Consider the following 14,655-nt stretch of genomic DNA (forward strand, 5'->3'; position numbering starts at 1 on the left):
ATGACCGAAGACACGCGCCCACCCCGCACATTCAAAGGCCTCCTGCGCTGGGCGACTACGCCGCCGCAGGCCTGGGGTGTCTATCTCCTCGCCGTCATCCTGGTCTGGCTGATCTCCTTCTACGCCGGCTCGCTGAAACCGAAGAAGGCGCCGGAAGCGAGCCCGCCGCCGGTCACGGCACCGCGCACCTAGGCCGGCCTCGTTTCGCCGGTCGCGATCCAGATGCCGGCGAACACGGCGACCAGCCCGATCAGTAGATTTGGCGTGATCGGCTCGCCGATCAGCAGCGCGGCGAGCAAGGTGGCGGCGATCGGATTGACCGTCATCGTATTGGCGACCCGGGTCGGCGTCGCGCGCGCCAGCGCCATGACCCAGAGGATGAAGGCGAGCGCACCGCCGCCGATGCCGAGATAGATGCCGGCAATCCACTGCGCCGTCGTGAACTGCCCCAGCGCTGCAAAGCTGCCCTTCACGATACCCGCAAGCACCAGCACGGCGGCGCCTGCTCCCATGCCGACCGTGAGAAAGCCGAGCGGGCTGGAGCGCTGCATCAGCGGGCGCGACAGCACGTTGTAGAACGCCATGCAGAACACGGCACCGGTCATGATCAGCTCGCCGCGCCAGGCCTCGGGCGGGCTTTGCGCCAGGCCCGCGGCCAGTGCCGCCGCCACGCCGAGCACCGCGATGCCGACGCCGGTGATCTTGCGCGCCGTCAGCCGCTCGACGCCGAGGATGGCGCCGACCACCATGGTGTGGAGCGGCAGCGTCGCCAGCGCGAGACTGGCGCGCGCGGCGGTCGTGTAGGACACCGCGATGTTGTAGAGGATGAAGAACACGCCGAAAAAGCAGATGCCGAGCAGCGCCACGGCCGGCCAGTCGGACCGCTGCGGCCAGCGCACGCCGAGCAGAAGCGCGCACGGCAGCAGGCAGAGAAAGCCGATCCCCCAGCGCAGGATCGCGAGCAGGATCGGATCGGCGCCGCCGACCAGATAGCGGGTGATCGCCGCGGCAGTGCCGCCAAGGCTGCTCGACGCCAGCGCGATCGCAACCCCGGCCCACTCACCCACAATCGTCTCCCGTTGCGGAGCTTGCTGAGGGCGCTAGCACGCCCCTGCTGCCACCGTAGTGGCAACAGGGGCGTCGCGGGAAGCTAGTCGTAAAACTCGGGCGACATCTTCTGGCTGTCGCGCTGGATCTTGTCGTGGTTGATCCAGAGTTGCGCCTTCTCCTTGCCGAGCGTGTCGGCGATCTTCTGCATCGAGGCCGCGCTCTGGTCCTTGTTGGCGTTCATGCTCGGCACACGGCGGTTGTCCCAATTGTCTTTGAAGTGCACCGCATCGCCCGACAGCACGACGGCGCCGGTCTTCGGCAGCTTCACCAGCAGCGATTGGTGTCCCGGCGTATGGCCGGGCGTCGACAGGATGGTCACGCTGCCGTCGCCGAACACGTCCTTGTCGCCCGCAAGCAGCTCGACCGGATGCGACGGCTTGAAGCGCGGCTCGTTGTTGGCGCCGGGCCAGTCATACTCGGCCTTCTGCACATAGAGCATGGCCTGCGGGAACAGCTCGACATTGCCGGTATGGTCGGGATGGGTGTGCGAGACGGCCATCATCTTGACGTCACCGGGCTTGAGGCCGAGCTGTTCGAGCTGCGCGGCAAGCGTCTTCGGCCGGCGCCAGGTCACGGCTTTGGGATCGGCGGGCGCAAGGCCATTCGGCATCGCGGCGACTGCGTCGGCGATGCCGGTATCCCACAGGAACCAGCCCTTGGCGTGCTTCACGAGATAGCAGCTGTCGACGAAGTCCATCGTCTTGCCCTCATTGAGACCGGGCGTCCAGCGCGAGATGTCGCCGGCGGTGCCCTCGCCGCAATTGAGCACGTAGAGTTTTTCGACACCGGTCTTTTCGGACTGCGCGAGCACCGCATGACCGGACAGAACGAGTGCAGCGACAACGACGGCGAGCTTGATCTTTTTGATCTTTGGCATCATTCGTTCCTCCCTTGCAGCCAGGTCGGCTGTCTTGTCGGCTGTGACCGAGGATCAACCCTGGTCCGTTCGCAGAATTCCCGCAGACCGCTTCAGTGCGGGCAGGTCTCGACCTCGACGGTGACGTGGCTGAGCCCCTTCAGTCCGGCGAGCCGCTTCTTGTAGACCGCCGGCTGCTTCGGCTGGTCCGACACCACCGACACCAGCACGGCGCAATGGCCGGGGCCGACCTGCCAGAGATGCAAATCCGTGACGCGGTCGTCGCCGATCTCCATGCGCGCCCGGATCACACGCTCGAGCTTCTCGTCGGCGCGCACGTCAAGCAGCACCGCGCCCGATGTCTTGATCAGGCCGAACGCCCAGCTCGCGATCACAGCGCTGCCGATCAGGCCGACCGCCGGATCGGCCCAGGCCCATCCCGAATACATGGCGACGACGAGCGCGGCGATCGCCAGCACCGAGGTCGCTGCGTCCGCCATGACGTGGACATAGGCAGCACGGAGATTGTTGTCGTGGTGGTGGTGATCATGGTCATGATCATCGTGATCATCATGCGCATGGCCATGATGGTGATGACCATGGTTGTCGCGGAGCAGCCAGGCACTGGCGAGGTTGACGCACAGGCCGAGGGCAGCGACCACGATCGCCTCGCCATAGACGATCGGCACCGGATTGATCAGCCGCAGCACGCTCTCATAGGCGATCTCGACCGCGATCAGGCCGAGGATGATCGCGCTGGCGAAGGCGGCAAGATCGCCGAATTTGCCGGTGCCGAAGCTGAAATGCGAGCTCCCCAGGTGCCGCCGTGCAAAGCGATACGCGAACGCGGCAATCCCTAGCGCTGCCGCATGCGTGCCCATGTGCCAGCCGTCGGCGAGCAGTGCCATCGAGCCGAACAGCGAGCCGGCGACGATCTCGCCGACCATCATGACCAGCGTCAGGATGACGACGAGCCAGGTGCGTCGCTCGTTCTCGTCGTGCTTCTCGCCCAGGAAGGCGTGGTCATGGGTCCATTGTTCGACGGAATGGGAATGCATCGCAAAGTCTCCGAAAGGCCCGGGCCGTTAACCCCTATATAGACCTGCGAGTCTTCTGGGCAAAATCGCCGGAATGAGCCGATTGACAGGTAGGTGCCGTTTCGGTGTAATGAACGCCATGGGGATTTGAGCGATCTCCCCACGAGGCGACATGCCCAAGTATCGCGTCCCGTTGTTTTTCACGAGGGCGCATCATGTCTTCCTACACGACGATATCATCTGACAAGCTGGCACGGTTGATCGGCACGGCAAACGCCCCTGCCCTGATCGACGTGCGCACCGACGAGGATTTTGCCGCCGACCGGCGGTTGATCCCAGGTTCGATCAAGCTCAGCCACGACAATGTTCCGGAATGGGGTGCCGAATTCGCCGGCCGCACCGCCATCGTCTCCTGCCTGCGCGGCGCAAAGCTGGCGCAGGGCACGGCGGCCTGGCTTAGGCAGCTTGGGGTCCAGGCCGAGACGCTGGAAGGCGGATTCGAGGGCTGGAAGGACGCAAAGCTGCCGCTGCTCGATACCCGCAAGCTGCCGCCGCGCGACGCCAAGGGACGCACCGTCTGGGTGACGCGGGCGCGGCCCAAGGTCGACCGCATTGCCTGCCCCTGGCTGATCCGACGCTTCGTCGATCCCAATGCGGTGTTCCTGTTCGTGGCACCGTCCGAAGTGGTCGCCGTCGGCGAACGCTTCAAGGCAGCCCCGTTCGACATCGAGAACGTGTTCTGGAGCCACCGTGGCGAGCTCTGCACCTTCGACGTGATGATCGAGGAGTTCGGGATTGCTGCGCCGGCGCTGCTCCGGCTCGCAACGCTGGTGCGCGGCGCCGACACCGGGCGGCCCGACCTTGCGCCGGAGGCTCCCGGTCTGCTCGCGGCTTCGCTCGGGCTGTCGCGGATGTATGATGACGACCTCGAACAGCTCGAGGCCGGTATGCTGCTCTACGACGCGTTCTATCGCTGGTGCCGCGACGCGACGTCTGAGACCCATAACTGGCCGACCAACAAGGCAAAGGCTTGATGGATACGCGTACGATCGAAACCGGAGCTGATGCCGGTCACGGCGTCAGCTTCAGTGAAGCCTTTCGCGTCTGGCTCCGTGTCGCCTGCCTGAGTTTTGGCGGGCCCGCGGGCCAGATCGCGGTGATGCACCGCATCCTGGTCGAGGAAAAGAAGTGGATCTCGGAAGGCCGCTTCCTCCATGCGCTGAACTACTGCATGCTCTTGCCGGGCCCGGAGGCGCAGCAGCTCGCAACCTATATCGGCTGGCTGATGCATCGCACTGCCGGCGGGCTGATGGCGGGCGGACTGTTCATCCTGCCCGGCATCATCGCCATCATGGGCCTCAGCTACGTCTACGCCGCCTACGGCAATGTCAGCTTCGTCGAGGCGCTGTTCTTCGGCTTGAAAGCCGCCGTGCTCGCCATCGTCGTCGAGGCCGTGGTGCGCGTCGGCAAGCGCGCGCTGAAGAACCGCATCATGATCGCGCTCGCCGCGATGGCCTTCGTCGCGATCTTCTTCTTTGCCGTCCCCTTCCCCATCATCATCATCGCCGCAGGCATGATCGGCTATGCCGGCGCGAGAAGCGGCCGTCCGGAGTTCGCGCCGGCCGGTCATGGTCACGGCGGCAGCAGCGCCTTGATCGACAGCATGCTGGGCGACGCCGTGCCCGATCATGTCCGACCCAACACCGCCCGCACCATTCGCGTCGGCGCGCTGTGGCTTGCGCTCTGGGTGGTGCCGGTGATCGCGCTCGTGCTTGTGCTCGGGCAGGCCAATGTCTTCAGTCACATCGCGCTGTTCTTCTCGAAAATGGCGATGGTCACCTTCGGCGGCGCCTACGCAGTGCTGGCCTATGTCGCCCAGCAGGCGGTCGAGCACTATCACTGGCTCAAGCCGCACGAGATGCTCGACGGCCTCGGCATGGCCGAGACCACGCCGGGTCCGCTGATCATGGTGCTCCAGTTCGTGGGCTTCATGGCCGCCTACCGCGACGCCAGCGGCCTGTCGCCGATGCTTGCGGCCACGCTCGGCGGATTGCTCGCGACCTGGGTCACCTTCACGCCCTGCTTCCTCTGGATCTTTGTCGGTGCTCCCTACATCGAACGGCTGCGCGGCAACACCGGGCTTGCGGGCGCGCTGAGCGCTATCACCGCCGCCGTCGTCGGCGTGATCCTCAACCTCTCGATCTGGTTCGCGCTGCACACGCTGTTCCGCGACACCGTGCCGGTGCATGCGTTTCCGCTGGACTTCGACATGCCGGTGCTGACCAGCATCGACATCCCCGCGCTGCTGCTGTCGATCGCGGCGGCAACTGCGATCTTCCGGTTCAAGCTGGGGATGTTGACGGTGCTGGCCGGCAGTTGCGCGGCGGGCGTGGCGTTGCGGCTGGCGGGGGTGATCTAGGACACCGACTGATTGGTTCGTCACGTCCGGTTTGCCAATGGAAGGCATCGCTAAGCGGTCAGGGTTGAATGGCGACTATGCTCAGGGGCAAGGACCCAAGGACCGACCTTGATGAGCAGGCGTTTGGCCTAGAGGCCACGCGCGCTCGAAACACCGCAGCGACCCGCAGCAGGATCTTTTGGACCAACCGAGCGCTTTCCAAATAGTTGAGCGAAGGTGTCGGAACGAGGTGCCGCCGGACGTCTTCCCAGATATCGGCCCCAACCAGAGGTCATGCAATGGATAGTTCCATCCTGAAGCCTGCTTCGGAGCTTGCTGGTACGAACAAGGCTCATTTTCCCAACGAAAGCGTCGATTATCGCCGCGCCCGGCAAGACCTCCTGACGAAGGAGATCGAGCTGCGTCGTCAGATCGAGCGTGTCGCTGAACTGCGCCGGGCGCTTCCGCCCGGCGGCGAGGTGAAGAAAAACTACGTGTTTGAAGGCGAGAATGGCAAAGTGAATTTCGCCGATTTGTTCGACGGCAAGCAGACGCTCGCGGTCTACAGCTACATGTTCGGGCCGCAGCGGCAGACGCCCTGCCCGATGTGCACCTCATTCATGAGCACATGGGAGCACAAATTACCCGACATCGAGCAGCGTATCGGGTTCGTCTTCATCGCGCGGTCACCGATCGCCAGGTTGATCGAGGCAAAGAAGGCGCGCGGCTGGACGCGGCACAAGGTCTTCTCTGACATCTCCGGCGATTACACGCGCGACTATGTCAGCGCCGAGGATGCCGACGTGCCCGGCTACAGCGTGTTCACACAGCGCGACGGCACGATCCGACATTTTTGGTCCGGCGAGATGAGCGGCACGATGGCCGACCCCCAACAGGATCCGCGCGGCGCGCCCGACTTCGATCCGCTCTGGACCATCCTCGATACCACGCCAGAAGGCCGCGGCACCGACTGGTACCCAAAGCTCGCTTACTGAGCCTCCTGCCGTCAGTGATAGTGATAATGCGCGCGCGGCTTCGCTAGTAGGTTGCAATGCCATCCGCGCGAAAGCGATGCCTGTGATCCTGACGAACCCGGACGAGGTCGAGACGTGCATGACCGCGCATGGGATGAGACCAAGGGCCTACAAATGCCAAAGCTGCGTTGTTGATCGTAGCTCGACCGGCATCCCGCTAAGCGTGACCCTCGCCGTCATTTTCGACGGAGCCGCCTTTCGGCGCTTTGTGAGGCATATCCCATCCAAAGTAGACTTCCACCCGAACGATCTTGTCTCCGCGAGCGGTGGTTACCTCACAATTACGAAACCTGTGCCCCCCTGCGGCAGCTGCCTCATAGACGATGACTGCTCGGCTTCCATCCTCGGTCGCGATGACTTCATCGAACGAATTGGTCTTCTCGCTGTTGGGCCAGCAACGGCGCAGATAAGTCGCACGATCCAACTCATTGTCGATTGGACTTGAGAAGTGATAGTCGTCCGCAAGAAGCGCTTCGATCGCTGTCCGATCCTTATCGACGTATGCCTTTAACCTGGCACGTGCCAGATCGAGCGTGCTTTTCGTCATGCCGTTTTTCCTTTTAGAGTTCGACCGAACGTAAGGCCGACCGCGACTCCTCAACAAAGAGCTCGGGGCCTCAAGCTGGGCGAAAGCGCCCTCCCTTGCTGGCGTCATGCCACGATAGAAGCGACATCAGATAATTTGAGCCTTAACAACCTTCGGTAAAAATCGTTCCGGGCTCGCGCTGCACGCGCTTGGCCAGAATTCCATGAGGAATTTCGAGGTTTCCGTTGAATGTCCGTCCAGGGGCCCAAGCCGTCGATGATGACCGCGCCGGCGGACTTACTCTCTGTCCTCCAAAGCTGCCGTCTCAACTCTTTGGGCGAAGCCGTCATCCTCGCCTGCCCGTGCCCGTCGGGCAAAACAGCGACGACCACTTCCGCCACATCGCCCGTCAAGCCCACCTCGTAAAATATTCCACTTTACCGAAATTCGGATTTGACGTATAAGCGACACACCCTGGCCCGAGACAAGGGGCGGATCGCGATCGTCACGAACCGCGGGCTGGGCAGCGATGGACGCGACGGCTTCGGGCACGATAGGCATTGCAGGGCGGCTTTGGCTGTGAGCAATGGCCTTCGTGCCTGCGACACGATGCCGAAAGCGTCTTCGCATGGCTTCGGGTGTGAGCACACGCCAGCACTCGAAGTCCCAGCGAGGACGTGCGCGGACGAACAAGTCGTGTGGTCCTGACGCCCGGGTCTGTGCGTCAAGTCCTGCGGTGATGTGGCGGCCCGACCGGGCACGTGCATCAGTTATCCGCAAGGCGACGGGGGCAATAGTGCATCGCTCCCCGGGGAGAGCACGAAGGACACGTTAAAACCATCGTGCAGGGAAGGCCGGGCGATCCGGCGAACCTGTGGTCCACCCCGTGTGCATTTCTATCGCGCACGGACCTGCGGGTGCCAGCCGGCGCCCGGCCTTCCCTGCGCCCTTGTCTCAATGAGGGCGATGCGACGACGCAAGACTCGGGCGGAACGCGCCGCGAGATCGCGAACTCTCGTCCGCCGTTTGAAACGTGCATCGGCGCGACGACTAATCTTGCCCACTCTCGCTGTCGTCGCCCGGCTTGACCGGGCGACCCGGTAGCCCAAGACAGTCGAGATTTGAGAGGAGAGGCCGCGGCGTACTGAATGCCCCGGTCGAGCCTGGGCATGACAGGCTAGCGCTATCGCATCAGTTCCAAGGTGGAAAGATTGGAACGGGGAGAATTCGCCCCGGTTAGCTCTCACTGCCGAAGAAATCCGCTTTTGGATGAGCCATGACCGATCTATCTATCGATGCGCGGCTGCTTGCCCCTGACAATGACCGGCACGGCGCCAATCTCACGGTCGTCGCTGTCGCGGCGGCAATTCTTCTGGCGGGCGCAGCGGCCTTGTCAGGCACGATTTCGTGGCAACAGGGATTGTTGTTTCTTCTCGGAGGCGCACTTGGCCTGACGCTGTACCATGCGCTGTTCGGGTTCACCTCGGCTTGGCGCGTCTTCATTGTCGCACGACGAGGCGCCGGCCTTCGCGCCCAAATGGTCATGCTTGCGCTGGCAACCGCCCTCTTCTTCCCGGCCCTGGCGCAAGGCACGCTGTTCGGCGTCGCCGTGCGTGGCGAGCTCGGCGCGGTGGGCGTGGGCATGCTCACCGGGGCATTCCTGTTCGGCCTTGGAATGCAGCTTGGCGGCGGCTGCGCGTCGGGAACGCTTTATACCGCCGGCGGCGGCAACACCCGCATGCTGGTGACACTGGCGGCCTTCATCGCCGGATCGACGCTCGGTGCATTGCATCTGCCGTGGTGGAGCGCGCTGCCGAACATCGGCGCCGTCTCGTTGATCGAACGGCTCGGATGGCTGCCGGCGCTCGTGCTCTGCTGGGCTGTTATGGCTGCAATTTATCTCATCACCCTCAGGGCCGAGATCGGCCGCCACGGCGAACTCGAGCCGGGAGCGCGGACGAAGCTCCGCGGCGCGCGCCGCTTCATGCAGGGGCCATGGCCGCTGCTGTGGGGCGCGATCCTGCTCGCGATCGGAAATTTCGCCACGCTGTATCTTGCGGGACGTCCCTGGGGCATCACCTCCGCTTTCGCGCTCTGGGGATCGAAGATCCTGATGAGCCTCGGCGTCGACGTCGCGTCATGGCCCTATTGGCAGGGTGCTCGCGCGACCTCGCTGCACCAAAGCGTCTTCGCCGACATCACCTCCGTCATGGATTTCGGCATCATCCTGGGAGCGTTGCTGGCCGCAGGCCTCGCCGGCAAATTCCATCCGACATGGCGCATCTCCGCATCCTCGCTCCTCGCCGCCATCATCGGCGGCCTGCTTCTCGGCTATGGCGCCCGGCTCGCCTATGGCTGCAATATCGGCGCTTATTTCAGCGGGATCGCATCGGGCAGCCTGCATGGCTGGTGCTGGCTGGTGGCGGCTTTCGTCGGCAACATTCTGGGGACACATCTCCGACCGCTGTTCGGCTTGGCCGTCGAGCGGTAGGTTTTCGTCTGCGCGCCGTTTCATCAGACCGCCATGGCGGACGACGATTGAACCTAACGCATCATCATCCGCGCGATCGCCTCGCCAATCACCACGGTCGTGAAATGCGTGTTGGCCCGGCAATCCGATGGCATGATCGAGGCGTCGGCGATGCGCAGGCCGGAGATGCCCTTCACGGTGCCGTCAGGGTTGACCACGCCGTCGGCGCTCTCAAAGCCGGTCATACGACAACTGCCGGCGGCGTGCTGGATATCGCCGGTCTCACGGCGCAGCAGCGCATCCAGTTCATGCTCCGGCAAGGCCGCAGCTTGCGGCAGCGTCAGATCGGTGTCCGCGAGCCGGATCCAGTCGGCGATGCCTGATAGCGCCGGCTGGGAGGTGATCACGGCGAGCCGCTTCACCGCATCCTTCATGCGCAGCATGTCGCGGGGATCGGCCAGCATGTTTTCCTCGACGACGGGATCGATCGTGGGATCGGTCGAGGCCAGCTTGAGCGTTCCACGCGAATACGCGTTGAACAGCCCGGCGCCGATCGCGCCCGGCACGCCGATGCCGCGGTGATTGAAGGCGATCAGGATCATGTCGCGCTTGCCGCCCTCGGCGAGGCCCGACGAATAGGTCACGCAGCAATTGGTGTGGCGGGTGTCCGGATCGGTCGGCCGCAGGTCTTGGTGGAGCTGGATCGTGGCACGGAACAGCGGATGATCGAAGAAGTGCTTGCCGACCGGCAGGTTGCGCTCGACCGCGATCCCCATCGCCTTCAGCTCCTCCGCAGGACCGATGCCCGAGCGCAGCAGGATCGCTGGACTGTGGATGGCGCCGGCGCACAGCACGATCTGGCGCGCGCTGATCTCGCTGGTGCCCTGCCCCTCGATGTGAACGCGGAGGCCGGTTGCCCGGCCCTCGCTGATCAGCACGCGGTCGACCAGCGCATGCCCGCGAATTTCCAGATTGGCGCGGCCCCGCGCGGGCTCCAGATAACCCTCATTGGTCGTGATGCGGCGGCTGTCGCGGCTGTTGATGGGATAGCAGGCGACGCCCTCGCCGTCAGGGCCGTTGACGTCGGCGCACCAGGGATAGCCGCTCGCCAACGCCGCATCGCGCAAGCCGCGGTCGATCGGCCCCCATTTTTCCGGCGGCGCCCGATAGACCGGCAGCGGTCCACCGCGGCCGTGGCCGGCGGCGTCGCCGAATTCCAGATCATCCTCGATCACCGAGAACAACGGCATCACGTCCGTGGCCGACCAGCCGGTGCAGCCATTGGCGGCCCATTCGTCGAACGCAGCAGCGACGCCGCGGATGGCGATCTGGCCGTTCATCATCGACGAGCCGCCGAGCCCCTTGCCGCGCCAGTAGAAGCGCGGCTCCTGGCCGGCCACACGGCGCGTCAGAAGATCCGGCCATTGCCACTTCTCCTGGTACTCGCGCTTGTGGATGATCGGGATGGGATTTGGCGTCATCACCTCCCAGGGCGCCTCGTCGGCGCGCCAGTCCAGACCCGCCTCCAGCAGCAGGACGCGCCGTGCGGGATCTTCCGAGAGCCGCGCCGCAACAGCAGCGCCGGCCGAGCCGCCGCCGACAACAATGACATCGTACATCGCGCTACTTCTCAACGTTCCAGAACACCGGGATGGCGGACGGTATCAGACCGCGCGCACCGGCGGAACCAGACTGTCGCCCGACTACCCGATCCCCCTGCCGAACTTGTTCGACTTCGGGAATCCCTTCGGCGGCAGACGGCCGGCGTCCGCGCGAGAGCCTTTCCACTCGGCGAGCTCCTTCATGGTCGCGGAGAATTCGCGGCCGGCGGAGTCCTTCCAGGTCAGGCCCGTCTTGGCGTCGAACACTGCAATGTCGGAGAGGCCGCCGTCCTTGTACTTCTGCAGACGCACACCGCGGCCACGCGCCATCTCCGGCACCTGGTCGAGCGGGAACACCAGCATCTTGCGGTTCTCGCCGATGACCGCGACGGTGTCGCCGATCACCTCGGTGACTGTGCGCGCCTCGTTCGGCATGTCGACGTTGAGGACCTGCTTGCCCTTCTTGGTGGTGCCGACGCAATCGTCCTCGCTGACGACGAACCCTTGGCCCTCGTGGCTCGCGACCAGGAATCTGCGTCCGCCCTTGTTGACGAACAGCGTGACCGGCGCGGCCTCCGGCTCGAGATCGATGAACTGGCGGATCGGCTCGCCATGACCGCGGCCGCCCGGAAGTTTTGCGACATCGAGCGAGTAGAATTTTCCGTTGGTGGCGAACAGCAGCAGCTTCGAGGTCGTTTCCGCGAAGAACGCGAATCCGAGCTTGTCGTCCTGCTTGAAGGCCAGCCCCGAGAGATCCTCGACATGGCCCTTGAGAGTGCGGATCCAGCCCTTGTCGGAGACCACCACCGTCACCGGCTCGCGCTCGACCAGTGCCTCCTCGATCGCAGCGAGATCATGCTCTGGCGCGTCGGCAAAGGTGGTGCGGCGCTTGCCGAGCGGGGTCTTCGGTCCGAACATGTCGCGAACCTTGCCGACCTGCTCGCCGACTTTCTTCCACTGCTCGGGTTCGGACGCCAGCAGTCCCTCGATGCCCTTCAGCTCCTTGCGAAGATCCTTGTCCTCGCCGCGGATCTCCATCTCCTCGAGCTTGCGCAGGCTTCGGAGCCGCATGTTGAGGATGGCTTCGGCCTGCACCTCGCTGAGCTTGAACGCCTTGATCAGCGCCGGCTTCGGCTCGTCCTCATTGCGGATGATCCTGATCACCTCGTCGATGTTCAGATAGGCAATCAGCAAGCCGCCGAGGATCTCCAGCCGGCGCTCGATCTCGGCCTTGCGATGGTTGGTGCGACGGATCAGCACGTCGCGCAGATGGTCGAGCCATTCGCGCAAGCACTCCGCGAGCCCCACGACTTTGGGAATGCGGCCCTTGATCAGCACGTTGAGGTTCAGCGGAATCTTGTTTTCGAGCTCGGTCAGCCGGAACAGCGATTCCATCATCAGCGCGGGATCGACGTTCTTCGATTTCGGCTCGATCACGATGCGAACGTCTTCGGCCGACTCGTCCCTGATATCGCCGACCAGCGGCAGCTTCTTCTGGTCCAGCAGCTCGGCGATCTTCTCGATCAGCCGGGACTTCTGCACCAGAAAGGGTATCTCGGTGATGACGACGACCCAGGTGCCGCGCGCGCCCTCTTCCTGCTCCCATCGGGAGCGGACGCGAAACGAACCGCGACCGGTGGTGTAGGCTTCAGCGATCGCCTGCTTGGAATCGACGCAGATGCCGCCGGTTGGAAAGTCCGGACCCTTGACCCATTTCAGCAAGGCCTTCGACTTCGCGTCGGGCTTCTCGATCAGATGCAGCGCGGCGTCGCAGAGCTCGGCGGCGTTGTGCGGCGGGATCGAGGTCGCCATGCCGACTGCGATACCTTGCGCGCCATTGGCGAGCAGGTTCGGGAAGCCGCCGGGCAGCACGATCGGCTCTTTCGACTGGCCGTCGTAATTGGGGCGGAATTCGACCCCGTCCTCATCGATTCCGTCGAGCAGAAGCCGCGCGACGTCGGTCATGCGCGCTTCGGTGTAGCGATAGGCGGCGGGATTATCGCCGTCGATATTGCCGAAATTGCCCTGGCCGTCGACCAGCGGGTAGCGCGAGGAGAAATCCTGGGCCAGGCGCACCATGGCGTCGTAGATCGCCTGGTCGCCATGGGGATGGAACGAGCCCATCACGTCGCCGACGATTTTGGCGGACTTCTTGAATGCCGTGCCCGGGTCGAGCCGGAGCAGCCGCATGCCATAGAGGATGCGCCGGTGTACCGGCTTCAGGCCGTCGCGCGCATCCGGCAGCGCGCGGTGCATGATGGTGGAGAGCGCGTAGGCGAGATAGCGCTCTTCCAACGCCTCACGCAGCGGCACCTCGTGAATTTCGGCCGGTTCTTCCGGCGGAATCAATCGTTTTCCCATGCCGCCCGGTTAAACCGTGGAAGCGAATCGGGCAAGGATCGATTGGTTCCCTGTGGCGGCCTACTGGCCGGCCCAGCCTGCGGTGAAGGTCTGGGTGGGTGGCGCGGCTTTAGCCTGCGTGGTGGCCGGGGCATTGGTCAGGCACCGCCGCGCGGTGTCGATCTCGGCCTCCGTCGCGCCTTTGGACCGTGCCCATGCCTCTGCGGCTGCAGCGGAATATTTAGCCACATAGAATCTGACGACGGTACAGGAAGCACGGCGAAAGACGCCCGGCTGCTCACCCGCGAGGGCGTCCGGCGCCAGCGCAATCAGCGCTGCCGATATCACAAGTCCCTTTATCAGCATGAGGCTATCCCCGGTTGGAACCCAAATGGCAAGTCCGGGGAACCGAGTTTTGTTCCAGCAAGGGCTGGTCCACTGACGCAACGCAGAGCCGCGCCAAGCTCATGGCGCGGGAATGGCGGCCTTTGCCTGCTGTCGCGTCAGCGCGTTGATGAAGCCTGCCCGCGCATCGGAATGGCCTTGCCCGCGTGGTTCCAGCACGTGGCGCAGCAGGAACAGGCCGGTCAGTCGAAAGCCGTCCTGGAGATCCTGATCGGTGAGGTCGCCCTGCACCTCGCTTTGGCGCAGGAACGGCGGCAGCCGCAACAGGCGGTCGCGCCACGGCTCGCCCGCCCCGCGGGACACCGCGCCGCCGGATTTGGGCGAGACGTAGATCAGGTCGGTGGTCTCTCCTGTCACCGCGCAGTTTTCCAGCGCCAGCCCGAAGCCGAGTTCGGTGAGCATTGCCAGTTCGAAATGGATCACGTGCACGGCCGCGCTGCCGATGTCGTCGAAATCGTCCAGCGAATGTTCGAGCAGCGCCAGGAGGTTTTCGTGCGGATCGCGCTCCGGCAGCAACCGCGCGATCGAGGCGAGATGGGTGATGCCGTAGACGCCGTGGGATGATCCCAGCAGCGTCGCCGCCCGCAGCTTGAGGCCCTCGATGGCATAGGTGCCGAGATGCTCGTCGAGCCGCGCCCGCCATACCACGCGGAGGCTGTTGCCGGGCTGCAGCAACGGACGCATCCGAGAGCCGGCGCCGCCGCGGACGAGACCGAGATGGCGGCCGTGGGCACGGGTTAGCAACTCGACGATGGCGCTGCTCTCGCCATGCCGCCGCACCCCCAGCACGATGCCTTCGTCGGTCCATTCCATCGGTGAAGTCTAGCGGATTCCGGTCTTCAATCGTAGGGCGGATTGGCCGAAGGCCTAATCGGCCA

Annotated in this window: 13 protein-coding genes; 5 read left to right on the forward strand and 8 right to left on the reverse strand. The window is 64.4% G+C overall.

The genetic code is table 11. The features are described 5' to 3' along the window. Window positions 1–192: a hypothetical protein gene (locus ACIPUD_RS26350; protein ID WP_085353412.1), complete on the forward strand. Its 192-nt coding sequence runs from the start codon at window positions 1–3 to the stop codon at window positions 190–192. Here the strand turns inward: ACIPUD_RS26350 and ACIPUD_RS26355 are convergent. The 3 genes from ACIPUD_RS26355 to dmeF form a co-directional block, all read right to left on the reverse strand. Beyond that, the gene (locus tag ACIPUD_RS26355; RefSeq protein ID WP_446481826.1) at window positions 189–1,067 is read right to left on the reverse strand and encodes a DMT family transporter; all 879 of its coding nucleotides are present in this window, start codon (window positions 1,065–1,067) and stop codon (window positions 189–191) included. The genes ACIPUD_RS26350 and ACIPUD_RS26355 overlap by 4 nt on opposite strands. An 83-nt stretch (window positions 1,068–1,150) precedes the next feature. Continuing rightward, window positions 1,151–1,990, reverse strand: coding sequence for an N-acyl homoserine lactonase family protein (locus ACIPUD_RS26360; protein ID WP_085353415.1), 840 nt, complete (start codon window positions 1,988–1,990; stop codon window positions 1,151–1,153). Between the two features lie 89 nt (window positions 1,991–2,079). After that, window positions 2,080–3,024 carry a CDF family Co(II)/Ni(II) efflux transporter DmeF gene (gene dmeF / locus ACIPUD_RS26365; protein ID WP_085357530.1) on the reverse strand — a complete coding sequence of 315 codons (945 nt, stop codon included), beginning with the start codon at window positions 3,022–3,024 and terminating at the stop codon, window positions 2,080–2,082. 194 nt (window positions 3,025–3,218) lie between these two features. Between dmeF and ACIPUD_RS26370 the strand changes: the two genes are divergently transcribed. The 3 genes from ACIPUD_RS26370 to ACIPUD_RS26380 all read left to right on the forward strand — a co-directional run bounded on the left by ACIPUD_RS26370 (window position 3,219) and on the right by ACIPUD_RS26380 (window position 6,396). Further along, window positions 3,219–4,037, forward strand: a complete 819-nt coding sequence (locus ACIPUD_RS26370; RefSeq protein WP_026233570.1) for a chromate resistance protein ChrB domain-containing protein — start codon at window positions 3,219–3,221, stop codon at window positions 4,035–4,037. Continuing rightward, a complete protein-coding gene (gene chrA, locus ACIPUD_RS26375) occupies window positions 4,037–5,422 on the forward strand; it encodes a chromate efflux transporter (protein ID WP_446481827.1) in 1,386 nt (461 codons plus the stop codon). The genes ACIPUD_RS26370 and chrA overlap by 1 nt, the downstream gene beginning before the upstream one ends. 278 nt (window positions 5,423–5,700) lie before the next feature. Beyond that, window positions 5,701–6,396, forward strand: coding sequence for a DUF899 family protein (locus tag ACIPUD_RS26380; RefSeq protein ID WP_018458398.1), 696 nt, complete (start codon window positions 5,701–5,703; stop codon window positions 6,394–6,396). Between the two features lie 196 nt (window positions 6,397–6,592). On the opposite strand, the gene ACIPUD_RS26385 is transcribed toward ACIPUD_RS26380, so the two are convergent. Then, the gene (locus ACIPUD_RS26385) at window positions 6,593–6,982 is read right to left on the reverse strand and encodes a nuclear transport factor 2 family protein (protein WP_247298205.1); all 390 of its coding nucleotides are present in this window, start codon (window positions 6,980–6,982) and stop codon (window positions 6,593–6,595) included. Window positions 6,983–8,237: 1,255 nt separating this feature from the next. Between ACIPUD_RS26385 and ACIPUD_RS26390 the strand changes: the two genes are divergently transcribed. Then, window positions 8,238–9,452 carry a YeeE/YedE family protein gene (locus ACIPUD_RS26390; RefSeq protein WP_085353423.1) on the forward strand — a complete coding sequence of 405 codons (1,215 nt, stop codon included), beginning with the start codon at window positions 8,238–8,240 and terminating at the stop codon, window positions 9,450–9,452. A gap of 53 nt (window positions 9,453–9,505) precedes the next feature. On the opposite strand, the gene ACIPUD_RS26395 is transcribed toward ACIPUD_RS26390, so the two are convergent. The 4 genes from ACIPUD_RS26395 to recO all read right to left on the reverse strand — a co-directional run bounded on the left by ACIPUD_RS26395 (window position 9,506) and on the right by recO (window position 14,590). Beyond that, window positions 9,506–11,050 carry a GMC family oxidoreductase gene (locus ACIPUD_RS26395; RefSeq protein WP_085394303.1) on the reverse strand — a complete coding sequence of 515 codons (1,545 nt, stop codon included), beginning with the start codon at window positions 11,048–11,050 and terminating at the stop codon, window positions 9,506–9,508. A gap of 84 nt (window positions 11,051–11,134) precedes the next feature. Further along, entirely contained in the window at window positions 11,135–13,393 is a 2,259-nt protein-coding gene (gene parC / locus ACIPUD_RS26400) for a DNA topoisomerase IV subunit A (protein ID WP_446481828.1), read from the reverse strand. Between the two features lie 60 nt (window positions 13,394–13,453). Further along, window positions 13,454–13,738 carry a hypothetical protein gene (locus tag ACIPUD_RS26405; protein ID WP_018458403.1) on the reverse strand — a complete coding sequence of 95 codons (285 nt, stop codon included), beginning with the start codon at window positions 13,736–13,738 and terminating at the stop codon, window positions 13,454–13,456. Window positions 13,739–13,837: 99 nt separating this feature from the next. Then, window positions 13,838–14,590, reverse strand: a complete 753-nt coding sequence (gene recO, locus ACIPUD_RS26410) for a DNA repair protein RecO (RefSeq protein ID WP_085353424.1) — start codon at window positions 14,588–14,590, stop codon at window positions 13,838–13,840. Window positions 14,591–14,655: the final 65 nt, after the last annotated feature.

The organism is Bradyrhizobium sp. CAR08, assembly GCF_052871955.1.